The 25,304-nt window shown below is 70.6% G+C and carries 21 protein-coding genes; 16 read left to right on the forward strand and 5 right to left on the reverse strand.

The window, feature by feature from the left end; genetic code table 11:
- Nucleotides 1–50 precede the first annotated feature (50 nt).
- From WAB15_RS28575 to WAB15_RS28585, 3 genes are all read right to left on the reverse strand, one after another.
- On the reverse strand, nt 51–812 hold the full coding sequence (locus tag WAB15_RS28575) for a hypothetical protein (RefSeq protein WP_407287986.1): 762 nt from the start codon (nt 810–812) through the stop codon (nt 51–53).
- Nucleotides 813–1,134: 322 nt separating this feature from the next.
- Nucleotides 1,135–1,389 carry a DUF397 domain-containing protein gene (locus WAB15_RS28580; RefSeq protein WP_407287987.1) on the reverse strand — a complete coding sequence of 85 codons (255 nt, stop codon included), beginning with the start codon at nt 1,387–1,389 and terminating at the stop codon, nt 1,135–1,137.
- Nucleotides 1,386–2,201, reverse strand: coding sequence for a Scr1 family TA system antitoxin-like transcriptional regulator (locus WAB15_RS28585; RefSeq protein ID WP_407287988.1), 816 nt, complete (start codon nt 2,199–2,201; stop codon nt 1,386–1,388). The genes WAB15_RS28580 and WAB15_RS28585 overlap by 4 nt, the downstream gene beginning before the upstream one ends.
- An 87-nt stretch (nt 2,202–2,288) precedes the next feature.
- Between WAB15_RS28585 and WAB15_RS28590 the strand changes: the two genes are divergently transcribed.
- From WAB15_RS28590 to WAB15_RS28660, 15 genes are all read left to right on the forward strand, one after another.
- The gene (locus WAB15_RS28590; RefSeq protein ID WP_399147093.1) at nt 2,289–2,597 is read left to right on the forward strand and encodes a hypothetical protein; all 309 of its coding nucleotides are present in this window, start codon (nt 2,289–2,291) and stop codon (nt 2,595–2,597) included.
- Nucleotides 2,598–2,750: 153 nt separating this feature from the next.
- Nucleotides 2,751–3,473 carry a VC0807 family protein gene (locus tag WAB15_RS28595; protein ID WP_399147094.1) on the forward strand — a complete coding sequence of 241 codons (723 nt, stop codon included), beginning with the start codon at nt 2,751–2,753 and terminating at the stop codon, nt 3,471–3,473.
- A gap of 382 nt (nt 3,474–3,855) precedes the next feature.
- Nucleotides 3,856–5,232 (forward strand): NADP-specific glutamate dehydrogenase, encoded by a 1,377-nt coding sequence (gene gdhA, locus WAB15_RS28600; protein WP_407287989.1) that lies wholly within the window; start codon nt 3,856–3,858, stop codon nt 5,230–5,232.
- Between the two features lie 108 nt (nt 5,233–5,340).
- Entirely contained in the window at nt 5,341–5,883 is a 543-nt protein-coding gene (locus WAB15_RS28605; protein WP_407287990.1) for a TIGR00730 family Rossman fold protein, read from the forward strand.
- An 87-nt stretch (nt 5,884–5,970) separates the two neighbouring features.
- Nucleotides 5,971–6,660 (forward strand): SDR family oxidoreductase, encoded by a 690-nt coding sequence (locus WAB15_RS28610; protein ID WP_399147097.1) that lies wholly within the window; start codon nt 5,971–5,973, stop codon nt 6,658–6,660.
- A 163-nt stretch (nt 6,661–6,823) separates the two neighbouring features.
- Nucleotides 6,824–7,210: a MarR family winged helix-turn-helix transcriptional regulator gene (locus tag WAB15_RS28615; protein WP_393497998.1), complete on the forward strand. Its 387-nt coding sequence runs from the start codon at nt 6,824–6,826 to the stop codon at nt 7,208–7,210.
- A gap of 169 nt (nt 7,211–7,379) precedes the next feature.
- On the forward strand, nt 7,380–8,801 hold the full coding sequence (locus WAB15_RS28620; protein ID WP_407287991.1) for an MFS transporter: 1,422 nt from the start codon (nt 7,380–7,382) through the stop codon (nt 8,799–8,801).
- Between the two features lie 110 nt (nt 8,802–8,911).
- Complete coding sequence (locus WAB15_RS28625; protein WP_399147099.1) at nt 8,912–9,925, forward strand: methionine synthase; 1,014 nt, start codon at nt 8,912–8,914, stop codon at nt 9,923–9,925.
- A 31-nt stretch (nt 9,926–9,956) separates the two neighbouring features.
- Nucleotides 9,957–12,173, forward strand: coding sequence for an NAD-dependent DNA ligase LigA (gene ligA / locus WAB15_RS28630; RefSeq protein ID WP_407287992.1), 2,217 nt, complete (start codon nt 9,957–9,959; stop codon nt 12,171–12,173).
- Nucleotides 12,174–12,329: 156 nt separating this feature from the next.
- Entirely contained in the window at nt 12,330–14,438 is a 2,109-nt protein-coding gene (locus tag WAB15_RS28635; RefSeq protein ID WP_407287993.1) for a putative bifunctional diguanylate cyclase/phosphodiesterase, read from the forward strand.
- Between the two features lie 456 nt (nt 14,439–14,894).
- A complete protein-coding gene (gene gatC / locus WAB15_RS28640) occupies nt 14,895–15,191 on the forward strand; it encodes an Asp-tRNA(Asn)/Glu-tRNA(Gln) amidotransferase subunit GatC (protein ID WP_399147102.1) in 297 nt (98 codons plus the stop codon).
- 5 nt (nt 15,192–15,196) lie between these two features.
- On the forward strand, nt 15,197–16,690 hold the full coding sequence (gatA, locus tag WAB15_RS28645; protein WP_393497837.1) for an Asp-tRNA(Asn)/Glu-tRNA(Gln) amidotransferase subunit GatA: 1,494 nt from the start codon (nt 15,197–15,199) through the stop codon (nt 16,688–16,690).
- Nucleotides 16,687–16,929: a hypothetical protein gene (locus tag WAB15_RS28650; protein ID WP_384431787.1), complete on the forward strand. Its 243-nt coding sequence runs from the start codon at nt 16,687–16,689 to the stop codon at nt 16,927–16,929. Before gatA ends, WAB15_RS28650 begins: the two co-directional genes overlap by 4 nt.
- Before the next feature lie 32 nt (nt 16,930–16,961).
- Complete coding sequence (gene gatB / locus WAB15_RS28655; RefSeq protein WP_399147104.1) at nt 16,962–18,470, forward strand: Asp-tRNA(Asn)/Glu-tRNA(Gln) amidotransferase subunit GatB; 1,509 nt, start codon at nt 16,962–16,964, stop codon at nt 18,468–18,470.
- Nucleotides 18,471–18,646: 176 nt separating this feature from the next.
- Complete coding sequence (locus tag WAB15_RS28660; RefSeq protein WP_407287994.1) at nt 18,647–19,552, forward strand: LLM class F420-dependent oxidoreductase; 906 nt, start codon at nt 18,647–18,649, stop codon at nt 19,550–19,552.
- 581 nt (nt 19,553–20,133) lie between these two features.
- Here the strand turns inward: WAB15_RS28660 and WAB15_RS28665 are convergent.
- Both WAB15_RS28665 and WAB15_RS28670 read right to left on the reverse strand, forming a co-directional pair.
- Nucleotides 20,134–20,490 (reverse strand): hypothetical protein, encoded by a 357-nt coding sequence (locus tag WAB15_RS28665; protein ID WP_407287995.1) that lies wholly within the window; start codon nt 20,488–20,490, stop codon nt 20,134–20,136.
- Between the two features lie 447 nt (nt 20,491–20,937).
- Nucleotides 20,938–22,668 (reverse strand): chitinase, encoded by a 1,731-nt coding sequence (locus WAB15_RS28670; RefSeq protein ID WP_407287996.1) that lies wholly within the window; start codon nt 22,666–22,668, stop codon nt 20,938–20,940.
- Nucleotides 22,669–23,033: 365 nt separating this feature from the next.
- Here WAB15_RS28670 and WAB15_RS28675 point away from each other — a divergent pair, with 365 nt between their 5' ends.
- Nucleotides 23,034–25,298 carry an MMPL family transporter gene (locus tag WAB15_RS28675; protein WP_407287997.1) on the forward strand — a complete coding sequence of 755 codons (2,265 nt, stop codon included), beginning with the start codon at nt 23,034–23,036 and terminating at the stop codon, nt 25,296–25,298.
- Nucleotides 25,299–25,304 lie beyond the last annotated feature (6 nt).

The following is a 25,304-nucleotide window of genomic DNA, read 5'->3' on the forward strand; positions in this document are numbered from 1 at the left end:
TGTGTGAACGCACCCGCACGCAGTCGAGGTGCGGTCGGGCGTGGTTGGGCTTATGCAGCAAGGTGACTCCTTTCCGGGGTTCGGCAGCTCAGGCAGCGCCCGGGACGTTCGGCGCGGAAGGCGCGGTCGCAGCCGTCGCAGTTCTGGAGGGGGACGACGGGCGGCCGGTCGGGCTGCGGGGGAGGGGCCGTACGGGTCGGTGGTCGCAGGGCGGTGAGCCGGTGGGCGAGGAGGCGGGCCGGGCGGCGGTTGAACCGGGCGGGGAGGCTGTCGGTCAGGGCGGCGGTGATCTCCTGCGGAGGTGCGCCGCGGTCGAGCCATTCCGTGACGGCCGGTGCGAGTGTCGTGATCTCCCGCTCGGAGAGGAGCAGCCGGTGGTCGCGCTGGTGGAGGCGGGTCAGGAGGCCGAGGGCCTCGGGGGTGGCTTCCGCGGCGCCTTCCGGGGTGGGGGACGCGGGCACGGCGGGCTCCGGCGAGGGTTCCGGGGCGGCCTCCTGGGGAGCGGTCGGCTCTTGCGGTACCGCCCCCGGCAGGTCGTACGCAAAGGTCCGGGTGATGATCCGGCCGCGTGGCCCCCGCTCGATACGGCGCTCCAGCCAGCCCTCGTCCTCCAGCTCGCGTAACGCCTCGGCGATGGCCTTCTTGCCCTCGGCGAAGTGCGCACAGAGAGCGGCGATGGTGATGGGCGCACCATCGGGGAGGGACAGGATGTAGGCGGCGACGCCGACCGTGACCGCGCTACCGGCGCGCTGCGCAAGGCGGTTGGCGAGGACCGTGAAGTGGGAGGTCTGGCGCGTACGGATGTGAATCACGCCGCTGGAGGCGCGCGAGGGCGCGGATGAAGGCGCGTTAGACTGCGCTGAAGTCATCGGGAAGGTCTCTTCTTCCTGGTGATCAGGCCCTCGGGTTGGGATTGCCGTCCCGCCGAGGGCCGTTCCATGTGCGGTTGTTGTGGTGGTCTGACTGCGGCGAGCGTAACCGCATTCCGGACGCCTCCGCGCCCAAGTCACCCGATGGGGTGAGGAGTTGGGGCGGCGGTAGGTAGGTGGGTTCTTTCCCCCGGGTTCTTAGGTAGTCGGCCGTCTCACCGCCGGACGGCGGGACGGCACCTGGTACCGCCCCGCCGGTGTCCGCTCAGACGGCTTCCGGTGCGACCTGCGCATACGCGATGAAGGACGCCCAGGAGGCGGGGGTGACCGCTATGGACGCGAGCGAGGTGTCCTTGGAGTCGCGGATGTGGATGGTGTCGGGGTAGGCGGCCACCTCGACGCAGGCTTCGCCCTCGCTGCCGCTGTAGCTGGACTTCCGCCAGGCGACGGCGACTTCGATGCATGCTTCGTCCTGGCCGCCGCTGTAGCTGCTTTTGAACCACGTCAGTTCGGTGTTCATGCCTCTCCTGCCAGCAGACGCTGAATGTGGGCTCGTGACGCTTCTGCGTCATGGGCCTGCGATCGGATTGTCCCGTACCGGTGGCTCAGCACGCTGACGTCGTCCGGATCTGTCAGGAAGTAGCTCCCCCGTTGGCCCTCTACGTAGCCGATGGTGTGGTGGGCCGGAGTCTCCAGCAGGGTGAGCGGACCATCCAGGCCGGCGTGGGTCTCCCTGCTGATCGGCATGACCTGCAGCTGGACGTTATGCAGCTCGGAGATCTTGAGGAGGTTCCGCAACTCGTCTTCCCATATCGCCTGTCCGCCGATCTTTCGCAGAAGGGTGAGTTCCTCCAGGACGAAGGTCATCCGGCAAGAAGGCCTACGGAGGAGGAGGTTCTGCGTGGCCAGCCTCGCCTGGACGGACTTATCAATCTCCTCGTCCTCCAGGCTGGGGCGCAGGGAGCGGAAGACCGCGCGGGCGTATGACTCGGTCTGCAACAGGCCATGCATCAGGTGCGTGGAGTAACTGTGCAGGGCCAGCGCCTGAGCCTGGAGGCTGACGTACTCCTCCGCCCACACCGGATGATGCTTCTCCGCGACATCGGGGATCAGTACGCGCAGCACGCCGCCCGCGTCGAGGGCGGCGTCCACCGCGTCGACGTAACCCGGCTTCGGCGGCCGCTCGCCGCGTTCGACCATCGCGATCAGGGACTCGGAGTACGGGACGAGCGCGGCCAGTTCGCGGCGCGTCATCCCTCGTTGTTCGCGCAGGAATCGGGACTGCTTCCCGAAGATCCTGAGGCTGACGGGGGGTTCGTCGTTGTGGGGCATCGCACACCTCGCACAGTTGCGGCGTGGTGACGCACGGTTGCGTCGTTCGTGTGGCCAGGCTAGGCGCGGGCGGAGACGCTTGTCCGCATGATGAACGAACCGCCAGGATCCGAACTTTCCGCGCTTTCCGCACGCTCCGTGCCGCCGCGGATGAGGCTTTTGCCGTGGAGTACTCCGGACGACCGGCCCTGCTTTCTCCTCACTGACGGTGCGGGCGGCCCGGTGTCCGACCTCGCCGACAGCATCGAGGAGATGCAGCTCGCCATCGGCGACGAACTGCTGCGTCACGCGCGGGCGATGCACGCCGATCCGAAGGTGCCGGACCGCGAGTTCCGCTTTCTCTCGCGGCGGCTCTCCGAGGCGCTCGACGATGCGCTGCGCGTCGCCCGGAACTGACCGCGGCACCCGGTCCCCGAAGGCACTGACAAATGTCATACCGAACGCAGGACAGATGGAACTGTCGGCGGCTCGGGCTGTGCACGAAGCTGAAAGCGTCGCGAGAGCGACGACACCAGCAGCAGTGCGCAGTCCAACGTGGGGGAGTACGCCGTGAGTCGGAAACAGTCAGGCGCGAAGAGCAAGCCGGGTAACCCGCTCCTGCAGAGCCTTGCGCCACTGATCGTCGACGCGGGGATTCCGGTGGCCTCCTTCTACCTCCTCAGCGACGGATTCGGGCTGAGTACGGTGGCCGCGCTGGGCTGGAGCAGTGTGGTGCCCGCACTGCGCACGGCGTGGGGGCTGGTCGGCGGCCGCGGGGTCAACGGTCTCGCCCTGCTGATACTGATCGTCAACGTTGTCGGACTGGCGATGAGCGCGGTGGCCGGCGACCCCCGGCTGATGCTGGCCAAGGACAGCGCCGTCAGCAGTGTCGTCGGTATCGCGGTCCTGCTCTCGGTGCGGACGAAGCGGCCGCTGATGACCGCGGGGCTCAAGCCGTGGGTCACCAAGGGCAGCGAGGCGGGCAACGCCGCCTGGGAGCGGCTGATGGCCGGCTCGGAGGCCTTCCGGCGGGCCGAGCGGAGGTTCTCCGCGATATGGGGGACCGCGCTGCTGACCGAGTGTGTGCTGAAGGTCGTCGGCGCGTACACCCTGCCGGTGCACACGATGGTCTGGCTGGGCACCGTGCTCACTGTGGTGGCCATCCTGCTGGCGATGCTCATCGCCGGGGGCGGCTGTGCCGACCCGATGGAGAAGATGGTCAAGGCCGAGATCGAGCGCGACGCGGCGACAGTTCATGCCGAAACGGGAGAAGTTGCGGCAATAGCGCCGTAACTCCGTAACGCGTGACGTCGTAGCGCCATGGTGCACGGAGCCGACGTCGGCCCTGTTGTGAGGTGGCGCACAGGGCGCGCCGGGAGGGTGTGCCACCCAGCGTCGGTGGCGGTGCGCTGACCTGCGGACATACGGCGCGGGGGAGGGGCGGCGGGGGGAGGCGGCGGAGCTGGCGGGACCGCATACGTCAGCGAGGCGTAACCCATCCCACAGTCGGCGGCCCGCAGCGACACATAGTGTCGGCGCAGCGATGGACGCCACAGACCGCTGAGCCGGGGACTGGTGACGCCAAGGGCTCGCGCGGAGTTGAACGCCCTGTGAGGGGGCGTCTCGGTCCGGACTGCGGGCAGCCCTTTCCTCGGCCACGAAGGGAACGGAAGTCATGTCGACTGTGCACACTGAGGTCAAGCCCGGCGATCATCGGGCCGGACCGGCATCCCTGTACGCCGAGCTGGTCCGGCGCAATCCTGGGGAGCCCGAGTTCCACCAGGCGGCTCTTGAGGTGCTGGAGACGCTGGCCCCGGTGCTGGCAGCCCGTCCCGAGTTCGCCGAGGCGAGGATCCTGGAGCGGATCTGCGAGCCGGAGCGGCAGATCATGTTCCGGGTCCCCTGGCAGGACGATTCCGGGGCGATTCACGTCAACCGCGGCTTCCGGGTGGAGTTCAACAGCGCGCTCGGCCCGTACAAGGGCGGTCTGCGCTTCCACGCCTCCGTGAATCTGGGCATCGTGAAGTTCCTCGGCTTCGAGCAGATCTTCAAGAACTCCCTGACCGGGCTGAACATCGGTGGCGGCAAGGGCGGCAGCGACTTCGATCCGCACGGCAGGTCGGACGCCGAAGTGATGCGGTTCTGCCAGTCGTTCATGACGGAGCTGCACCGCCATCTCGGCGAGCACACGGACGTGCCGGCGGGCGACATCGGCGTCGGCGGCCGCGAGATCGGCTATCTCTTCGGCCAGTACCGGCGGATCACCAACCGCTGGGAGGCCGGTGTGCTCACCGGCAAGGGCCTGGCCTGGGGTGGCTCCAAGGCTCGTACGGAGGCCACCGGCTACGGCAATGTGCTCTTCACCCAGGAGATGCTCAAGCAGCGCGGGGAGGAGCTGGACGGGCAGCAGGTCGTGGTCTCCGGTTCCGGCAATGTCGCGATCTACAGCATCGAGAAGGCCCAGGCGCTCGGCGCGCACGTACTGACGTGTTCGGACTCGGGCGGCTATGTCGTCGACGAGAAGGGCATCGATCTGACGCTGCTGCGGCAGATCAAGGAGGTCGAGCGCGGCCGGATCAGCGCGTACGCCGAGCGGCGCGGGGGTTCGGCGACCTACGTCCCCGGTGGCCGGGTGTGGGATGTCGCCTGCGATGTGGCGCTGCCGTCGGCGACCCAGAACGAACTGGACGCGGACGCCGCCCGGATCCTGGTCCGCAACGGCGTCAAGGCGGTCTCCGAGGGCGCGAACATGCCGACCACGCCGGAGGCGGTGACGCTGCTCAAGGAGGCCGGTGTGGCCTTCGGCCCCGGCAAGGCGGCCAACGCGGGCGGGGTCGCCACCAGCGCGCTGGAGATGCGGCAGAACTCCTCGCGCGAGGCGTGGTCCTTCGACCGTACGGAGGGCGAACTGGCGGCGATCATGCGCGGCATCCACCGCACCTGCTACGAGACCGCCGAGCGCTTCGGCCTGCCGGGCGACTATGTCGCGGGGGCCAACATCGCCGGCTTCGAGCGGGTGGCGGACGCGATGCTGGACCAGGGGCTGATCTGACCGGGCGGCCCTAGGGGGCCCGGGGCCGGGGTACGGAGCGTGAGCGTCGCCGCAGGGCGGTGGCGGTAACCCCTCCGTGCTCCGGCCCCGGCTCGTAAGGTGAGTCGCATGAATATCTGTGTCTTCTGCTCCGCCAACGACCTCGACGACCGCTATGTCATCCCTGCCCGCCAGTTCGCCGAGCTGATCGGCAAGGGCGGGCATGCGCTGGTCTGGGGCGGTTCGGACACCGGGCTGATGAAGGTCATGGCCGACGGGGTGCAGGAGGCCGGCGGGAAGCTGATCGGCGTCTCCGTGGAGTTCCTGGCGCACAAGGCGCGCGCGAACGCCGATGAGATGGTCGTCACCAAGGACCTCGCCGAGCGCAAGGCGCAGATGCTGACGCGCGCCGACGCCATTGTGATCATGGTCGGCGGCACCGGCACGCTGGACGAGGCGACCGAGATCCTGGAGCTGCGCAAGCACGGGATGCACACCAAGCCGGTGGTGCTGCTGAACACCGCCGGTTTCTACGACGGGTTGAAGGAGCAGTTCCAGCGGATGGAGTCGGAGGGGTTCCTGCCGCTGCCGCTGACCGACCTGGTCTTCTTCGCGTCGGACGGCGTCGGTGCGCTGGCGTATCTGGAGGAGCGGGCGGGCATTCAGGGCTGAGGCGCCGCACCGGCCCGGCGGGCCGCCGGTCGTGCCCCGCCGCCCGGTGCCCCGTCCCCCGGCCGACCGCTCGTTAGGATCGGCGTCATGGGTACGCACTTGATCACGGGCGCAGGGTCGGGCATCGGAGCGGCGGTCGCACGGCGGCTCGCCGAGCGCGGGGAGGACCTGTGGCTGCTGGCACGCAACGCGGTCCGGGCGAAGGAGCTGGCCGCGCAGTTCCCCGGCGCCCGCACGATCGTGGGTGACCTCGCCACCCCCGAGAAGCTGTCCTGGGCCTTCGGGCAGCAGCCGCTGCCGGACCGCATCGACTCCCTTCAGCACATCGCGGGCGTCATCGAGCTGGGCGCGGTCGGCGATCTGCCGGCCAAGGCCTGGCAGCGGCAGCTCTCCGCCAACCTCGTCGCGCCCGCCGAGCTGACCCGGCTGCTGCTGCCGCTGGTGCGGGTCGCCCAGGGGCATGTGGTCTTCGTCAACTCCGGTGCGGGGCTGAACGCGCACGCCAACTGGAGCGCGTACGCCGCGAGCAAGCACGGCCTGAAGGCGCTGGCCGACTCGTTGCGGGCCGAGGAGCACGGCAACGGCGTACGGGTGACCTCGGTCTACCCGGGGCGTACGGCCACGCCGATGCAGGAGAGCACCCACCGGCAGGAGGGCAAGGACTACGACCCGTCCCGCTGGATCGACCCGGAGTCGGTCGCCACGGCGATCCTCACCGCCATCGATCTGCCGCGGGACGCGGAGATCAACGATGTGTCGGTGCGGCCGGGGCGCTGACCGCCCCGGAGTGGCTCGTACGCCGTACCGACCACGGGGGCGCTCCTGCTCCGCGCCGACGGGACGCCGCGGGCGCCCCGTGGTCTCGGCCGCGGCGACGTACGCTGCATGAGTGACCACTGAAGCGAAGTCGACTGCGGCGGCGGGGTGCGGGTTCCGGGAGATCCGGGGGCTCGTCACGGAGCTGGGCCGCCGCCTGGACGCCCATCAGCGCAGCCGGATCGCCGAGCTGGACCTGACGCCGACGCAGGCCAAGGCGCTGGAGGAGCTCGGCGAGCCGAAGACCGCGCGTGAGCTGGCCGGGGTGCTGTGCTGCGAGCCGCCCAACGTCACCTATGTCATCTCCAAACTGGAGAAGCAGGGCATGGTCGTCCGGCAGCCGCACCCGTTGGACGGGCGGGCCAAGCAGCTCGTACTGACCGAGGCGGGGCGGGAGTTGCGGCTCGATCTGCTGCGGAGGATGGGGACCGCGTCGCCGCTGGACCATCTCTCGCACGAGGAGCGGGCCGCGCTGCGCGACGACCTGCTGAAGGCCCTGGGGCGGGGCTGAGGGGTCTGGAGCGGGGCTGAGGGCCTCTGGGGGCGGGGCGACTGAGTCCCTGCGTCCCGAGTGCTGCGGACCGGCCGCCCGCGGTGCGCTGTCCGTGGTTCCGTATGCATTCAGTAAAGTTATAGCTGTAATCATTGCCCCGCTAATAGCTACAGCTTTAACTAAATACATGATCGTTCAGAAGGCGGCCGCGCGCCGCGCCGCACACGAGGTGCCGGCCGCACCGACCCCCGACCGGGCCCGACGGCGGCCCGGCGGCGGGCTCCAACTCCTCGTCCTGGCCCTCGGGTTCGTGATGGCCAGCCTGGACACCGGCATCATGAACGTCGCGGCGAGCGACCTGCGGGCCCGGCTCGGGCTGAGCATGTCCGGTCTCACCTGGGTCGTCGACGGCTACGTCCTGGCCTTCGCGTCGCTGCTGCTGCTCGCGGGCTCGCTGGCGAAGCGGTTCGGCGCCCGCCGGATCTACCTCCTCGGGCTCGCCGTGTTCACCGTCGCGTCCCTCCTGGGGGCGGTCGCACCGAACGGCACCGTCCTGGTGGCGGCCCGCTTCGCGCAGGGAGTGGGCGCGGCCCTGTTCATGCCCAGCTCGCTGTCGCTGCTGATGAACGCCTTCCCCGAGCCGGCGCGCCGGGCGAAGATCCTCGGCCTCTGGTCCGCGATCGTCTCCACGTCCGTAGGGCTCGCGCCGACCATCGGCGGCCTCCTGGTGGGGACCCTCGGCTGGCGCTCGATCTTCCTGGTCAACCTCCCCATCGGCATCGCCGGCCTGCTGCTCACCCGGTGGGTCGTCGCGGCGGTCCCGAGCCGCGGCTCGGCGCTCGGCGGCAGCGGCCACGTGCTGGGCCTGCTCGCCCTCGGATCGTTGAGCTACGCGCTCATCGAGGGCCCCGACATCGGCTGGTCCGCACCCTTCGTCCTGGCGGCGTTCGCGGTGGCGGCGCTGGCGGCGGCCGGTTTCCTGGTCCGGGAACGGACCGCCCGTACGCCGATCCTGCCGGTCTCGCTCTTCGCGGACAGCGGCTTCGCCACGGCCAACCTGGTCGGCTTCCTGTTCAACTTCGCCTTCTACGGGGCGCTGTTCGTCCTCGGGCTCTTCCTCCAGACGGCGCGCGGTGCGAGCTCGGTGGCGGCGGGGCTGCAGATGCTGCCGGCCGTATTGGTCATCCCGTTCGGCAACATGCTCTATGCCCGGATCGGGCCGCGCATCGGCGACCGGACCGCGCTCACCGCTTCCCTGGCGCTCTCCGCCGCGGGCTATCTGCTGCTCTTCCTGCTCCTCGCGCCCGGCCTGCCGTACGGGGCGATCGCGCTGCTCCTCGCCGTCGCCAACATCGGCAGCGGGGTCAGCTCCCCGGCGATGACCGGTGTCCTGATGGCCGCCGCGGGCCGCGAGCACGCCGACATCGGCAGCGCGACCCTCAACGCCAACCGGCAGATCGGCTCCCTGGTCGGCATCGCCGGGATGGGCGCGGTGCTGACCGGGGCGGGCGCCGGCTACCAGGGCGCGACCTACGCCTTCGCCCTGGCGGCGGTCGCGCTGGCGGTCGCGGCGGTGGCCGGCCGGCTGGGGATCCGCGGCCGGGGGTGACGAGGCGGGCGCGGATCGTCCCGGGGGCCAAGCGTCCCGGACGTGGCCCGGTGGCCGCCGGGCGCGCTCCCACCCGTGCCGCCCTCCTCCCCGCCGCATACCCTTCCTGGGTGAGCGAGAACAGCACGCAGAAGTGGGCCGCGGGCGCGGCGACCGGGATCGGGTCGATGCCGGGCGGGGACGCGCGCGAGGCGGCGAAGACGGTCACCGGTTCGCTGGAGGCCTTCCCGTATCTGCCGGAGCTCCCGGCGCGGGGGCCCGGCGCCGACATGATCGGGCGGACCCTCGGGCTGCTCGTCGAGGTCTACGGCCATGTGGAGCCCAGCGGCTGGCGGATCAGCGACCGGCCGGGCCGCGACACCCGGCGCGCCCGCTCCTGGCTCGGTGAGGACCTCGACGCCCTGGAGGAGTTCACCCAGGGGTACCAGGGGCCGTTGAAGGTCTCGGCGGTCGGGCCCTGGACACTGGCCACCGCCTTGGAGCTGCGCAACGGCGAGGCGGCCCTGAGCGACCCCGGCGCCTGCCGCGACCTCGCGGCGTCGCTGGCCGAGGGGCTGCGCGGCCATCTCGCGGACGTCCGGCGGCGGGTGCCGGGTGCGCACCTGGTGCTGCAGCTCGACGAGCCGTCGCTGACGGCCGTGCTCCAGGGGCGGGTGAAGAGCGCGAGCGGCTACCGCACCCACCGGGCCGTGGACCGGGCGGTCGTCGAGGATGCGCTGCGCGATCTTGTCGCGGTCGCGGAAGGCGGGCCCGTGGTCGTCCACTCCTGTGCGCCCGAGGTGCCGTTCGGGCTGCTGCGGCGGGCGGGTGCCACGGGCATCTCGTTCGATTTCGCACTGCTCACCGAGCGTGAGGAGGAGGCGATCGGCGAGGCCGTCGAGGGCGGGACGACGCTGTTCGCAGGCGTGGTGCCGGGCGTGGACGGCCGATTGTCAGACCCTGCCGGTAGCGTCATGGGTGTCAGGACGCTGTGGCGCAGGCTGGGGCTGGCACCAGGGATTCTCGGCGAGTCCGTGGTCGTCACCCCGTCGTGCGGACTCGCGGGCGCTTCGCCCGCTTATGCCCGTTCGGCCCTCGCCCACTGCGTCCGGGCGGCGAGATCACTCGCAGACAACCCTGAGTGACCGCACTCAAGGACCACGGGAGGACAAGACAGTGGCTGGCGAACAGCACGCAGCGGAGTCCAAGGTGCCCGCAGCGGCGCGGGAGAAGCACGCGCAGCTCGCTGAGCAGATCGAGGAGCATCGCTTCCGGTATTACGTGAAGGACGCCCCGATCGTCAGCGATGCGGAGTTCGACACGCTGCTGCGCTCCCTCCAGGCCCTGGAGGACGAGTACCCGGAGCTGCGCACCCCGGATTCCCCGACCCAGAAGGTCGCCGGCGCGTATGCCACGGAGTTCACCGAGGTCGAGCACCGCGAGCGGATGCTCTCGCTCGACAACGCCTTCGACGACGAGGAGTTGGCGGCCTGGGCCGAGCGCCTCGCCGGCGAACTGGGCGGTGACCCCAAGAGCGCCGGGTACCACTTCCTGTGCGAGCTGAAGGTCGACGGCCTCGCGGTCAACCTCACCTACGAGCACGGCCGGCTGACCCGGGCCGCCACCCGGGGCGACGGCCGTACGGGCGAGGACATCACCCCCAACGTCCGGACGATCGCCGAGATCCCGCACCGCCTCAAGGGCGACCGGATCCCCGATCTGGTCGAGGTGCGCGGCGAGGTCTACTTCCCGATGGAGAAGTTCCTCGAACTCAACGAGCGGTTGGTGGCCGACGGCAAGCCCCCGTTCGCCAACCCCCGTAACGCCGCGGCCGGTTCGCTGCGCCAGAAGGACCCCAAGGTCACGGCCGGCCGGCCGCTGCACATGGTCGTCCACGGCCTCGGTGCCCGCGACGGTCTGGAGATCGACCGCCTGTCGGAGGCGTACGACCTGCTCAAGGAGTGGGGCCTGCCGACGGCCACCCACAACAGGGTCGTGGAATCGCTGGCCGAGGTCCGCGAGTTCATCGCCCACTACGGCGACCCCGAGACCCGCCGTACGGCCGTAGAGCACGAGATCGACGGTGTGGTCGTCAAGCTGGACGAGATCCGCCTCCAGGGCAGGCTGGGCTCCACCTCCCGGGCGCCGCGCTGGGCGATCGCCTGGAAGTACCCGCCGGAGGAGGTCAACACCAAGCTGGTCGACGTCCGCGTCGGCGTCGGCCGTACGGGCCGGGTCACGCCGTACGCGGTGGTCGCGCCGGTGACGGTGGCCGGATCCGAGGTGGAGTTCGCGACCCTGCACAACCAGGACGTGGTCAAGGCCAAGGGCGTGCTGATCGGGGACACCGTCGTGATCCGCAAGGCCGGCGACGTCATCCCCGAGATCCTCGGGCCGGTCGTCGATCTGCGGGACGGCAGCGAGCGGGAGTTCGTGATGCCGGCCGAGTGCCCCGAGTGCGGGACGGCACTGCAGCCCGCCAAGGAAGGCGATATCGACCTGCGCTGCCCCAACGCCCGTGCCTGCCCCGCGCAGATCCGCGAGCGGCTGTTCTATCTGGCCGGCCGCAAGTGCCTGGACATCGAGAACTTCGGCTATGTCGCGGCCACGGCGCTCAGCCAGCCGCTGGAGCCCGCGGAGCCGCCGCTGAAGGACGAGGGCGACCTTTTCGGCCTTTCCATCGAGCAGCTGCTGCCCATCAAGTCCCATGTCCTCGACCCCGACTCCGGTCTGCCCAAGCGCGACCCGAAGACCGGCGAGGAGAAGGTCGTCACGTTCTTCGCCAACCAAAAGGGCGAGCCGAAGAAGAACGCCCTGGCCATGCTGGAGAACATCCAGGCCGCCAAGCAGCGCCCGCTGGCCCGCATCCTGACCGGCCTGTCGATCCGGCACGTGGGTCCGGTGGCGGCCGAGGCGCTGGCGCGCGAGTTCCGCTCCATCGACCGCATCCGGGAGGCGGACGAGACGGAGCTGGCCGCGGTCGACGGCGTCGGGGCCACGATCGCCGCCTCGCTGAAGCAGTGGTTCGCCGATGACTGGCACCAGCAGATCATCGAGAAGTGGCGGGCCGCCGGCGTCCGGATGGAGGAGGAGCAGACGGGTGAGGAGGGTCCGCGCCCGCTGGAAGGCGTCACCGTCGTCGTAACGGGCACACTCCAGTCACACACCAGAGATGGCGCGAAAGAGGCCCTCCAGAACCTCGGAGCGAAGGTGACCGGTTCCGTTTCGAAGAAGACCGGTTTCGTAGTGGTGGGCGACAACCCCGGCTCGAAGTACGACAAGGCCATGCAATTGAAGGTCCCGGTACTGGACGATGACGGCTTTGCGGTGCTGCTGGAACAGGGTCCCGACGCGGCACGAGCGGTAGCCGTCACTCCGCCTGAGGAGGAGTGAGGTGTCACCCCATCAGCGCATACCAGATTGATCCCGGACGCCGGGTCGCATTCGGGCAACCGTCGCCGATCGCTGCCCGCGGCGGCCTTCCGCGGCCTAACCTGGTGGGGTGCGCCTGCCGTGGCGCGGGCTCAGCCGGCTGTGAGAGGGATCGGAATGAAACCGACCGACAGCGCCGCTCCGGCGTCGCGGCTCCGGCGGCTCGTCGTGCCCGCGCTGCCCGGGACCATCGTCATCGTGGCGGGCCTCGCGCTCGCCACGGGCGTGATCTGGACTCTCGGCCAAGGTGACGCGCTGTTCCCGGCCGGCTCGGTGGGCTGGTCGCTGGCGATCCTCACGGGCGTCATCGTCGGCCATCTGGTCGCGCTCGGCCGGGACCGCTGGTGGGGCGGCACGGGATCCGGCGCCGCGCTCGCCCTCGCCGTCCTGCTGCTGTACGGCTGGGTGCCGGCCACCCTCGTCAGCCTCTCCGTCGTCGTCCTCGTCGGCGCCGCCCGACGGCACCGCTGGCGACAGGCCGTGGTGCACGGTGCCGTGGACATCCTCGGCATCGGCGCCGCGGCCCTCGGCCTCGCCGCCTTCGGCGTGGTCTCCAGCGTCCGCCAGCCCTGGAGCCCCAAGGCCTGGGACCTGACCGTCCTGCCCGAAGTCCTCGTCACCGCCGCCGGCTATCTGCTCGTCAGCCGCGCCCTGTTGTGGATCAGCCTCGCCCCCCGCAGCGGAACGCTGCCGGCGATCCCCCGAACGGCCGTCGTACGCCAGGCACTCGTCGGCATCGCGCTCCTGGGCATCTCCCCGCTGATCGCCGTCTGCGCCATCCACGCGCCCCTGCTGCTGCCGCTGTTCGCGGTCCCGCTCATCGCGCTGGACTCCACCCTCTGGATAGCTCGGGCCCGCGCCGAGGAGCAGCTGCGCGACCCGCTCACGGGCCTGCCCAACCGCCAGTGGCTGCTGGAGCGCACCTGGACCGCGCTGGACGAGGCCGAGCGCGTCGACGTCCGCTCGGCCCTGGTCCTGATCGACCTGGACCGTTTCCGGTCGGTCAACGACACCCTCGGCCACCTCGCCGGCGACCGCCTGCTGCTGCAGATCGCCGACCGGCTGCGGCACGCCCTCCCGCGCGGCGCCGAGGCGGCCCGGCTCGGCGGCGACGAGTTCGCCGTCCTGCTGCCCACCACCGACTCCCTCACCAGCTCCCAGCGGGTGGCCCGCAACCTCGTCGCCGCCCTCGGGTCGCCGCTGGACCTCGACGGACTGACCCTCGTGCTCGAAGCCAGCGCGGGGGTCGCCGTCTTCCCCGACCACGCCCTGGACGCCGAGGGGCTGCTGCGCCGCGCCGACGTGGCGATGTACCAGGCCAAGCGCGACCGCAGCGGCGTCGAGCTCTACGAGGCCAAGCGCGACGGGAACACCCCCGACCGGCTCGGCCTGCTGGGCGATCTGCGCCGCGCCCTGGACGCCGGCGACGTCGAGCTGCACTACCAGCCCAAGGTCGGATTCGACGGGCATGTCGCCGGGCTGGAGGCGTTGGTCCGCTGGGTCCACCCGGACCGCGGCCGGGTCCCACCGGACGAGTTCATCGCCATCGCCGAGTCCTCCGGGCTGATGCCCAGGCTGACGGAGTACGTCCTGGAGACCGCGCTCGCCCAGGTGGCGCGCTGGCGCGCGATGGGCTTGGAGGTGCCGGTCGCGGTCAACGTCTCCCCCCGCGATGTGCACTCCCCGGGCTTCGCCGGCGCGGTCGCCGCCCGGCTCGCCCGACATCGGGTCCCACCAGGCGCCCTCCAACTGGAGATAACCGAGCATGTCCTCCTGGAGGACCCGCAGCGGGCCGCCGACACCCTCGCCGGGCTCACCGCCCACGGGGTGAAGATGTCCCTCGACGACTTCGGCACCGGCTACTCCTCGCTGGTCCACCTGCGACGCCTCCCGGTCAGCGAACTGAAGATCGACCGCTCCTTCGTGGCCCGGCTCGCCGTCGACACGGAGGACGCCGAGATCGTCCGCTGCACCCTGGACCTCGCCCACTCCCTCGGCCTCCTGGTCGTCGCCGAGGGCGTCGAGGACGACGAGACCTGGGAGCGCCTGCGGGATCTCGGCTGCGACGCCGTACAGGGCTGGCTGGTGGCGGCGGCGATGCCACCGGACGAGACCACGGCCTGGCTGAGGGCCCGCGGTGAGCGCGGTTGGCACCGCGAGTCGGAGACGGCCGCCCTGGCGGCGGAGAAGGCAGCCGAGCGCCCTTCGGGACAGGTCTTGAACTGACCCGGCCACCGGCCGTCCCGTGTCCCCGCTCCGACAATGATCACAGCGACCAGCCCGACGACGATCAGAACGACCGGCACGACGCGGACGACGGCGCCGACGCTCACGACGCCGGTGAAACCCCCGCCGAACGTGACCAGCCCGCAGAGCCCGCAGAGCCCGCAGAGCCCGCAGAGCCCGCAGAGCCCGCAGAGCCCGCAGAGCCCGCAGAGGGCGACGAAGGCGACGGAGGTGACGCGCCCGGAGGCCCTCGCCCCCCGGCCTCCGAAGCCCCGTAAACGGTGCGACGACGGGGCGCGCCCGCCTCATGGGCGGCGCCCCGGCGAAAGGGTTTCGCGGCAGCTCCGCCGTACGCCATAGGATTGGGCCGGAAAGTTCACCGGAGCATTCGCCCAGAAGACTCCACCGGAACACTCCGCCCGGAACACTCCGCCAAGAACACCAGAGGATCGCTGCATGCCTGGCATCACGCGCGAGGAGGTCGCTCACCTCGCCCGGCTGGCACGTCTGGAGCTGCAGGACGAAGAGCTCGACCACTTCGCCGGACAGCTCGACGACATCATCGGCGCGGTCGCCCGCGTCTCCGAGGTCGCCGACCAAGACGTACCGCCGACCTCCCACCCGCTGCCCCTGACCAATGTCATGCGGCAGGACGAGGTCCGTCCGTCGCTGGCTCCCGAGCAGGCGCTCTCCGGCGCCCCGGCCCAGGAGCAGCAGCGTTTCAAGGTGCCGCAGATCCTGGGGGAGGAGTGACCGACATGGCAGACCTGATCAAGCTCACCGCCGCCGAGATCGCGGCGAAGATCGCCGCCGGCGAGCTCACCGCCGTCGAGGTGACCGAGGCCCACCTGGCGCGCATCGAGGCCGTCGACGAGAAGGTGAACGCCTTCCTGCACGTCGACCGCGAGGGCGCGCTCGCCCAGGCCCGCGCCGTGGACGCGAAGCGCGCCCGCGGCGAGAAGCTCGGCCCGCTGGCCGGCGTCCCGCTCGCGCTCAAGGACATCTTCACGACGGAGGGCATGCCCACGACCGTCGGTTCCAAGATCCTTGAGGGCTGGCTCCCGCCGTACGACGCGACGCTCACCAAGAAGCTCAAGGCCGCCGACGTCGTCATCCTCGGCAAGACCAACATGGACGAGTTCGCCATGGGGTCCTCGACCGAGAACAGCGCCTACGGACCGACCGGCAACCCCTGGGACCTGACCAAGATCCCCGGCGGCTCCGGCGGCGGCTCCTCCGCCGCGCTCGCCTCCTTCCAGGCCCCGCTGGCCATCGGCACGGACACCGGCGGCTCCATCCGCCAGCCCGCCGCCGTCACCGGCACGGTCGGCGTCAAGCCCACCTACGGCGGCGTCTCCCGCTACGGCATGGTCGCCTTCTCCTCCTCCCTGGACCAGGGCGGCCCGTGCGCCCGTACGGTCCTGGATGCCGCGCTGCTCCACGAGGCCATCGCGGGCCACGACCCGCTCGACTCCACGTCCATCGACGCGCCCGTGCCGCCGGTCGTCGAGGCCGCGCGCAACGGCAGCGTCGAGGGCATGCGGGTCGGCGTCGTCAAGCAGTTCCGTGGCGAGGGCTACCAGGCCGGCGTCATCCAGCGGTTCGACGAGTCGGTCGAGCTGCTCAAGGAGCTGGGCGCCGAGATCGTCGAGCTGGACTGCCCGTCCTTCGACCTCGCGCTGTCGGCGTACTACCTGATCGCGCCGTCCGAGTGCTCCTCCAACCTGGCCCGCTTCGACGCCATGCGCTACGGCCTGCGGGTCGGCGACGACGGCACGAAGTCGGCCGAGGAGGTCACCGCGCTGACCCGTGAGGCCGGATTCGGCCCCGAGGTCAAGCGTCGGATCATGCTCGGTACGTACGCGCTCAGCTCCGGCTACTACGACGCGTACTACGGCTCCGCCCAGAAGGTGCGGACGCTGATCACCCGCGACTTCGAGAAGGCCTTCGAGCAGGTCGACGTGATCGTCTCGCCGACGACGCCGACCACCGCCTTCCCGATCGGCGAGCGGGCCGACGACCCGATGGCGATGTACCTCGCCGACCTGTGCACGATCCCCACCAACCTCGCGGGCAACGCGGCCATGTCGCTGCCCTGCGGTCTGGCCCCCGAGGACGGGCTGCCGGTGGGTCTCCAGATCATCGCCCCTGCCATGAAGGACGACCGGCTCTACAAGGTCGGTGCCGCGGTCGAGGCCGCGTTCACCGGGCGCTGGGGCCACCCGCTGCTTGAGGAGGCACCCGCACTGTGAGTGGAAAGCTCGCCAAGGCCAAGGGCTTCAAGAAGTCCAAGCCCGGTACGTATCTGTCCATCGGCACCACGCTGTTCGGCGCGGTGAGCGTCGTCAAGCAGGCGAAGAAGGCAAAGACGGAGCAGGACACGCTCCAGATGATCGACGCCGTCGTCTCCGCCGCCGCCATCGTCACCGGCGTCGCCCTGCTCATCCGCGAACTGCGCCGTCTTGGCGACGACGACGTCCTCGCGGACTGACCCGGCGCCGGACCTGAGAGGTTAGTTTCACCGTGACTGTCACCGACCTGGTGTCGTACGAGGACGCGCTGGCCGCCTACGACCCCGTCATGGGGCTCGAGGTACACGTCGAACTCGGCACCAAGACCAAGATGTTCTGCGGGTGCTCCACCACCCTGGGCGCGGAGCCCAACTCGCAGACCTGCCCCACGTGCCTGGGCCTGCCCGGCTCGCTGCCGGTCGTCAACGCGATCGGCGTCGAGTCCGCCATCAAGATCGGCCTGGCCCTGAACTGCTCCATCGCCGAGTGGTGCCGCTTCGCCCGGAAGAACTACTTCTATCCGGACATGCCGAAGAACTTCCAGACCTCCCAGTACGACGAGCCGATCGCCTTCGACGGCTACCTCGACGTGCAGCTGGAGGACGGCGAGGTCTTCCGCGTGGAGATCGAGCGCGCGCACATGGAGGAGGACACCGGCAAGTCGACGCACGTCGGCGGTGCCACCGGCCGCATCCACGGCGCCCGGCACTCCCTCCTGGACTACAACCGTGCCGGCATCCCGCTCATCGAGATCGTCACCAAGCCCATCGAGGGCGCGGGCGAGCGGGCCCCCGAGGTCGCCAAGGCGTACGTCGCCGAGCTGCGCGAGCTCATCAAGGCGCTGGGCGTCTCCGAAGCCCGTATGGAGCAGGGCCAGATGCGCTGCGACGTGAACCTCTCGCTGCGCCCCAACGGCACGCAGAAGTTCGGTACCCGCTCGGAGACCAAGAACGTCAACTCCCTGCGCTCCGTGGAGCGCGCGGCCCGCTTCGAGATCCAGCGGCACGCGGCCGTGCTGAGCGGCGGCGGCACGATCGTCCAGGAGACCCGGCACTTCCACGAGGAGGACGGCTCCACGACCTCCGGCCGGATCAAGGAAGAGGCCGAGGACTACCGCTACTTCCCCGAGCCGGACCTGGTACCGGTGGCCCCCTCCCGCGAGTGGGTCGAGGAGCTGCGCGGCCGGCTGCCCGAGCTGCCCCGGTTGCGCCGCAACCGCCTCCGCGAGGAGTGGGGCATCAGCGAGCACGACATGCAGTCGATCCTCAACGCGGGCGCGGTCGATCTGATCGTCGCCACCGTCGAGGCCGGCGCGGACGCCGCCGCGGCCCGCAAGTGGTGGATGGGCGAGCTGGCCCGCCGCGCCAACGAGGACGGCGTCGAGCCGGCCGCCCTGGCGATCACCCCCGAGCAGGTCGCCCGGGTCGCCGAGCTGGTCGCCAAGGGAGACCTCAACGACAAGCTGGCCCGTCAGGTCATCGAGGGCGTCCTCGCGGGCGAGGGCACCCCGGACGAGGTCGTCGACAAGCGCGGCCTGAAGGTCGTCTCCGACGAGGGCGCCCTGGGCACCGCCGTCGACGAGGCGATCGCCGCCAACGCCGCCATCGCCGACAAGATCCGCGGCGGCAAGGTGGCCGCGGCCGGCGCTCTGGTCGGCGCGGTCATGAAGGCCACGCGCGGCCAGGCCGACGCGGCCCGGGTGCGCGAACTGATCCTGGAGAAGCTGGGCGTCGAGGGCTGACGCACCGCTGATCCGGTACCGCCGAGCGGCCGTCCTTCTGCGGAAGGGCGGCCGCTTCGGTTGTGTCGGCGGGGAATGCCCGGCGCCTCCCGGATGCTGTGCAGGGTACGGATCTTGGAACGGTCGGGGTTCCGGAAGGTACGGATCGCGACCCCGGGCAGTGGAGGAACGGAACGATGCAGCAGCGCGCGCTGGCCTCGAAGATCGGCCGGATCGGTGTCTGGCACGGCGGGCTCGGCCTCGTCCCGGCGGCAACCGCCCGTAAGGCGGCCGCCGAGATCGAGCAACTCGGCTATGGCGCCCTGTGGTTCGGCGAGAACCCCACGACCGAGTCGGCCAGCCTGGCCGGCGTCCTGCTGGCCGCCACCGAGCGCATCACGGTCGCCACCGGCATCGCCAACATCTGGGTGCGCGACGCCTCCGCCGCGTACGCCGCCGCGCAGACCCTCGCCGAGGCGTACGACGGCCGCTTCCTCCTCGGCCTGGGCGCCAGCCACGCCCCGATCATCGGCCAGCGCGGACACACCTACACCAAGCCGCTGGCCGCGATGCGCGCCTACCTCGACGCGATGGACGCCGCCCCGTATGACGGTCCGGTGGCCGACCCCGCCCCGGGCCGGGTGCTGGCGGCACTCGGCCCGAAGATGCTGGAGCTGGCCCGGGACCGGACTGCCGGCGCCCACCCGTACTTCGTCACGCCCGAGCACACCGCCCGCGCCCGCGAGATCCTCGGTACGGATCCGCTGCTCGCCCCCGAGCAGGCCGTCCTGCTGGAGACCGACCCGGCGAAGGCCCGCGCCCTGGCCCGTGAGCACCACACCCGCTTCTACCTCCAGCTGCCCAACTACACCGGCAATCTGCGCCGCCTGGGCTTCGACGACGCGGACTTCGCCGAGGGCGGCAGCGACCGGCTGGTCGACGCGATCGTGGCGTGGGGCGACGAGGACGCCGTGCTGCGCCGCGTACGGGAACACCTCGACGCGGGCGCCGACCATGTCGCCGTCCAGCCCGTCGCCGCCCACCGCGGCCTGGGCCTGGAGCAACTCCGGGAACTGGCCCCGGTGCTGCTGGCCTCCGGCTAAGGGCTGTCCCGTAATCCCTGGTGGATCAGCGCACGGCGTCAGATGCACTGCACTCGCTGCGCTCGCTCCGTCTCGGCTCTGATCGAGTCGACGGATGCCGAGCTGCATCGCAAGGCGGAGGGACGTCCGGATACTGGGCGTATCCGGACGTTCCGACAACGCGGCGAGGTGCCGTAGCTGTCGTCGTGCGCCCGCCAGGGATTACGGGACAGCCCTTAGCTCGGCGTGGCGGGCGGTGCGCCGCCGTTCGGCGTGCACGGGAGAGGCCCGACAGGTTCCTGTCGGGCCTCTCCGTATGCGTCATGCGCGCGAGCTGCGTGATCCGCGTGTCGTGCGTGCTCCACGTGCCGTGCGCAGGAGTCTCAGTGTTTCCGGAGCTGGTGAATGGCGGTGGCAATGCACACGCCGGCAACAAGGCCGCCCAAGGCCCATGGGATGCTCGGCGCGCCACCGTTTTGGTCCCAGCCGATGGCGGAAAACACCCAGGTGATGAAGAGAACCGTAATAGGGGCCCAGCGTCGCGTGCGGATGCGTCGGTGCCCTGCTCCGTCCTGCGGCATTTTCTCCCCTTCCCCGGTGCCTTACATCGTCTTATTGAACTTCAGCTTGCAGTGCTTGTTCGTGCACTTGGGCTTCCAGTGTACCTTTCCCTTTCCGCCGGCCACCGGGCCGACAAAGCTGGAGCTGTACCAGGTCCCGCTGATCTTGAAGTCTTCCCCGTAACTGCAGACCGGAATCTTGCCCGCCAGACAGGTCTGCGCCTTTCCGGTGGCCGTCCACGTGGCTACGGTCTTGCTCTTGATGGACTGGTAGGGCCCGTTGAGCTTCAGCTCCCAGCCGGTGAGCTTCGCGGGGGCGGTGGTGGAGTCCTCGCCCCAGGCCCGGCTGTCGGTGATGTCGCCCTTCGCGTTCTCGCAGATCTGAATCCGCAGCCTCACATGTCCAAGGCGCAGGGAAACCTCACCCTCGGACGGGTAGTAGGTCTGGGAAAACGTCTGGCAGCCGCCTGCTGCGGAAGCCGGTACGGCCGAACCGAATATCATGCCACCGGAAATTGCGGCAAGTGCGAGAGCCCCTGCCCCTGCGCGGCGCATTTTGGACACAAATCCCCCTGGGTCATTTTTTGCTGGTCCGATGAGTCTTCACTGGTCAGGTGAAAACTCGCCGCGATCGTATGTATGGACTCCGGTCGTGGCAAGCCGAATGTCACTCTCCATATTTCGCCCATGGGGTTTAAGTCCGACAAAGATCTGCATTTTGCAGGTGGCTCGCGGCGGGAATGAGCGTCGTCGGCGGGCAGGGGAATCCCGCGTCGGCAGCGGGGTTACGCCGGGGCTTTGTCATAGGCCTCCGGCCGGCCTATGACAAAGCCCGTCGGCGTGCGCCTACGGCAGGCCGTGGACGTGCGGACCGACCGCCGACGACCAGGCGTTGCCGTTCGCCGCGTCCCAGTTGGTGGACCAGGTCATGGCGCCCCGTAGGCCGGGGTAGGTCCGCGCGGGCTTGTAGGCGCCGCAGTTCGTGCCCTTGGCGAGGCAGTCCAGGGCGGCGTTCACGACGCTCGGGGCGACATGGCCGCTGCCGGCGCCGCGGGTGGAGGCGGGCAGCCCCAGGCCCACCTGCGACGGGTCCAGCCCGCCTTCGAGTTGGATGCAGGCGAGCGCCGTGAGGAAGTCGACGCTGCCCTGGGAGTAGACCTTGCCGTCGCAGCCGAGCATCGAACCGCTGTTGTAGTACTGCATGTTGACGACCGTGAGGATGTCCTTGACGTTCAGTGCGGTCTGGAAGTAGCCGCCCGACGTGGACTGCATGTCGATGGTCTGCGGCGCCATGGTGAGGACGAGTTTGCCGCCCGCCTTCTGGGAGAGCGAGCGCAGCGCCTGTGTCATATAGGTCGGGTTGAGGCCGTTCTCCAGGTCGATGTCGACGCCGTCGAAGCCGTACTGCTGCATCAGCGCGTGGACGCTGTCGGCGAAGTTGGCCGCCGAGGCCGCGTCGTTGACGGACACCGTGCCCTTCTCCCCGCCGACGGAGATGATCACCGACTTGCCGGCCGCCTGCTTGGCCTTGATGTCGGCCTTGAACTGGTCGACGGTGTAGCCGCCCAGGCCCGCGGAGTCGAGGTGGAAGGTGACGGCGCCGGGCGTGGTGGTGGTGTCGGCGAAGGCGACCGCGATGATGTCGTACTGGCCGGGGACGTCGCCGATCTTCTGGACCGTGGCGCCGTTGTCGAAGTTCTGCCAGTAGCCGGTGACCGCGTGCTTGGGGACGGTGGGGTCGGTGCCGCCGCCGGAGGGCGCGGTGGTGGCCCTGACCTCCACGGAGCGGGCCGATTCGCCGGCGGCGTTGGTGGCGGAGACCTGGAAGCGGTAGGCGGTCGAGGGGCTCAGCCCGGTGACCGTCGCCGAAGTGCCGCTCGCCGTACGGTCCTTGGCGCCGTCACGGTAGACCGTGTAGCCGGTCGCGCCGGGGACCGGGTTCCAGGACAGGGCGACCGTCGACGAGGTCACCGCACCGGCCGCCAGCCCGCCGGGAGCGGCCGGAACCTCGGGGCCGGGGTCGGTCCCGCCTCCGCCGTCGGGTCCCAGGACACTGAAGTCATCGGCGTGGTAGGCGGGTTGTCCGTACCACCCGTGGGTGTAGACGGTGACGGAGGTGGTGCTGGGGCCGGTGGTGAAGGTGGTGGAAAGTTCCTGCCACCCGGTGGCGGACGGGGTCCAGGTGGAGACGTCCGTGGTACCGGTGCCCGAGGCTCCCAGGTAGACGTAGGAACCCTGGACGTATGCGCTGAGCCGGTATGTCGCGTTGGGCTTGACGGCGACGGTCTGCGAGCAGCGGGCGTTGTCCGAGGTGGTGGGGGTGGCCTTGAGGGCGGCGGTGCCGCTGTGGACGGGGGAGGTCACCGTGCTGCCGCCGCCCGCCGAACAGGTCCAGTTGCTGAGGCCGGATTCGTAGCCGGCGTTCTTGGCGACGTTGACGTCGGCGGCGGACGTGGTGGGGGAGGGCGCGGGGGCGGCCGAGGCGGTCGTGCTCGCCGCGGCGGCGGCCGCGACCGCGAGGAGCGTGGTGAGCAGGCGTCTGTGGCGGGACGGTCTGGTGCGCGCGGTGCCAGGCATGGCTGTCTCCAGTGCCGAAGGGGAAACCCGGGGAACTGTGCGAGACGGTGGCCACCGACGCCAGGGCCGGCTCGGCCGGCCCTGTGGCTCAGAATGGTTCAGACCAATGGGGTGGTCAAGAGGTTCGACGGCGGGGGGCGCGCACGGCGCGGGAGCGGCGCGGGACGAGTCCCCGCATCCCGGTGCTTTGTGGGGAATTCCACAAAGCACGCAAAGGATCTCTGCGGGGTGTCACTCTGCCCTGTCAGGACCCGCCGCTCGCCCGACCGGTTGGCGGTCCGTCCGCCCGTCCCCGTACATCCGCGCTCGGCACCACCCGTACCCGGGAGTTATCGACGCATCAACCCGGGAAGCAGTCGAGGTCCGTGACCGCTCTTGCTCGGTGGTGTCTCAGGCGCCGCATCGTGGTGATCGTTCTCTGGCTCGCAGCCTTCGCGGGCGCCGCCGTCGCCGCGGGCGTCACCGGGTCCGCGTACTCGAACGACTATGAGGTGCCGGGGACCGAATCCGGGCGGGCGAGTGCCCTGATGGCGAAGGCGTTTCCGCGGCAGTCCGGGGACAGCGACACCATCGTGTGGCACACCGACCGCGGAACGGTGCGCTCCGGCGCGGTCGAGAAGACCATGCGGCAGACCCTGGAGAAGGTCGCCGAGCTGCCCCGTGTCTCGGAGGTGCGGGACCCCTACGGCGGCCGTGGCGACGGTGCGCACGGCGCGCGGCGGATCAGCGAGGACGGACACACCGCCTACGCCTCCCTGGTCTTCGACCGGCCCGCCGACGAACTGGAGGCGGCCGAGGTCCAGCGGGTCGTCGACACCGCGCAGGCCGCGGCCGGCGACGGCCTCCAGGTCGAGCTGGGCGGCGCGGGCATCGCGCTCACCGAAGCCCCGCGGGCCCAGCTCCCGGAGATCATCGGGATCGGCGCCGCGGCCGTGGTGCTCTTCCTCGCCTTCGGCTCGCTCGCCGCGACGTTCCTGCCGATCGTCACCGCGGTGGCCGCCGTCGGCACCGCCTCGGCCGGTATCAGCCTGCTCAGCCACGCCATGACCGTCGCCGACTTCGCGCCGATGCTCGGCAGCCTGATCGGCCTCGGCGTGGGCATCGACTACGCGCTGTTCATCGTCACCCGGCACCGGAAGGGCCTGCGGGCGGGGATGTCGGTCCAACAGGCCGCCGAGCGCGCCGTCTGTGTATCCGGGCGCGCGGTCGTCTTCGCCGGGGCCACGGTGTGCATCGCGCTGCTCGGCATGCTGATGCTGCGGCTGAACTTCCTCAACGGCGTCGCGCTGGCCGCCTCGCTCACCGTCGTCCTGACCGTGGCCGCGTCCGTGACGCTGCTGCCGGCGCTGCTCGGGCTGATCGGGATGCGGGTGCTCGGCCGGCGGGAGCGGCGCAGGCTCGCCGAGGAGGGGCCGCGGCCCGAGCGGCGCGCCGGCATCGCCGCCCGCTGGGCCGGCTTCGTCGAGCGGCACCCCAAGCTGCTCGGCGTGACCGCGGCCACCGTGATGCTCGCCCTCGCACTGCCCGCCTTCGGGCTCCACCTGGGCACCTCGGACCAGGGCAACAACCCGGCCACGTCCACCACCCGCAAGGCCTACGACCTGCTGGCGCGAGGCGGGCCCGGGGACGGCCCCGGCAGCGGCTTCGGGCCCGGGTTCAACGGCCCGCTGACCCTCGTCGGCGCCCTCGACGGCCCCAAGGACCGGATCGCCTTCGACGAGTTGCCGCACCGGCTGCGCACCACGCCCGGCGTCGCCGAGGTCAGCCGCCCGCAGTTCGACGGGAGCCGGAGCACGGGGCTGATCACCGTCGTACCGGACAGCTCACCGCAGTCCCGGCAGACCTCCGACCTGGTGGAGCGGTTGCGCACGGACGTGCTCCCCAAGGCCGCCGACGGGACCACGATGCAGGTGCGGGTCGGCGGTATCACCGCGAGCTATGACGACTTCGCGTCCGTCATCGTCGGCAAGCTGCCGCTGTTCATCGGCGTGGTCGTGGCGCTCGGCTCGCTCCTGTTGCTGCTCGCCTTCCGGAGCATCGGCATACCTCTCAAGGCCGCCTTGATGAACGTCGCGGCCGTCGCCTCGTCCTTCGGGATCGTCGTCGCGATCTTCCAGTGGGGGTGGGGGAGCGAGCTGCTGGGGCTGGGCAGCGCCGGGCCGATCGAGCCGTTCCTGCCGGTGATCATGGTGTCGGTGCTGTTCGGGCTGTCCATGGACTACCAGGTGTTCCTGGTGTCGCGGATGTACGAGGAGTGGCAGCTCACGCGCGACAACCGCCGGGCGGTACGGGTCGGGCTCGCCGAGACCAGCCGGGTGATCAACTCGGCGGCTGTCATCATGATCGCGGTGTTCGCGGCCTTCGTCCTCAGCGGCGACCGGACCATCGCGATGTTCGGCATCGGCCTGGCCTCCGCCGTCGCGCTGGACGCCTTCGTCCTCCGTACGCTGCTGGTCCCGGCCCTGATGCACATGCTGGGCGGTGCCAACTGGTGGCTGCCGTCCTGGCTCGGCCGCCTGCTGCCCCGGATCAGCATCGAGCCGCCGCCGTCGCCGGACGAGACCGCGCCGGAGTCGGACGACGACGGCGCGCCGGAGCCGGGCGGAGAACGGCCGCTGGTGCGCGCGTAGGGCGTG

Origin of the sequence: Streptomyces sirii (assembly GCF_045690365.1) — a bacterium.
Classification (GTDB): Bacteria; Actinomycetota; Actinomycetes; order Streptomycetales; family Streptomycetaceae; genus Streptomyces; species Streptomyces sirii.

What these genes read in the sequence shown, in the direction of transcription:
- gatC (WP_399147102.1), top strand. Translation starts at nt 14,895, where the DNA reads ATGCCTGGCATCACGCGCGAGGAGGTCGCTCACCTCGCCCGGCTGGCA.
- WAB15_RS28585 (WP_407287988.1), bottom strand. Translation starts at nt 2,201, where the DNA reads ATGCCCCACAACGACGAACCCCCCGTCAGCCTCAGGATCTTCGGGAAG.
- WAB15_RS28610 (WP_399147097.1), top strand. Translation starts at nt 5,971, where the DNA reads ATGGGTACGCACTTGATCACGGGCGCAGGGTCGGGCATCGGAGCGGCG.
- gdhA (WP_407287989.1), top strand. Translation starts at nt 3,856, where the DNA reads ATGTCGACTGTGCACACTGAGGTCAAGCCCGGCGATCATCGGGCCGGA.
- WAB15_RS28670 (WP_407287996.1), bottom strand. Translation starts at nt 22,668, where the DNA reads ATGCCTGGCACCGCGCGCACCAGACCGTCCCGCCACAGACGCCTGCTC.
- WAB15_RS28605 (WP_407287990.1), top strand. Translation starts at nt 5,341, where the DNA reads ATGAATATCTGTGTCTTCTGCTCCGCCAACGACCTCGACGACCGCTAT.
- WAB15_RS28580 (WP_407287987.1), bottom strand. Translation starts at nt 1,389, where the DNA reads ATGAACACCGAACTGACGTGGTTCAAAAGCAGCTACAGCGGCGGCCAG.
- gatA (WP_393497837.1), top strand. Translation starts at nt 15,197, where the DNA reads ATGGCAGACCTGATCAAGCTCACCGCCGCCGAGATCGCGGCGAAGATC.
- WAB15_RS28660 (WP_407287994.1), top strand. Translation starts at nt 18,647, where the DNA reads ATGCAGCAGCGCGCGCTGGCCTCGAAGATCGGCCGGATCGGTGTCTGG.
- WAB15_RS28635 (WP_407287993.1), top strand. Translation starts at nt 12,330, where the DNA reads ATGAAACCGACCGACAGCGCCGCTCCGGCGTCGCGGCTCCGGCGGCTC.
- WAB15_RS28620 (WP_407287991.1), top strand. Translation starts at nt 7,380, where the DNA reads ATGATCGTTCAGAAGGCGGCCGCGCGCCGCGCCGCACACGAGGTGCCG.
- WAB15_RS28590 (WP_399147093.1), top strand. Translation starts at nt 2,289, where the DNA reads ATGATGAACGAACCGCCAGGATCCGAACTTTCCGCGCTTTCCGCACGC.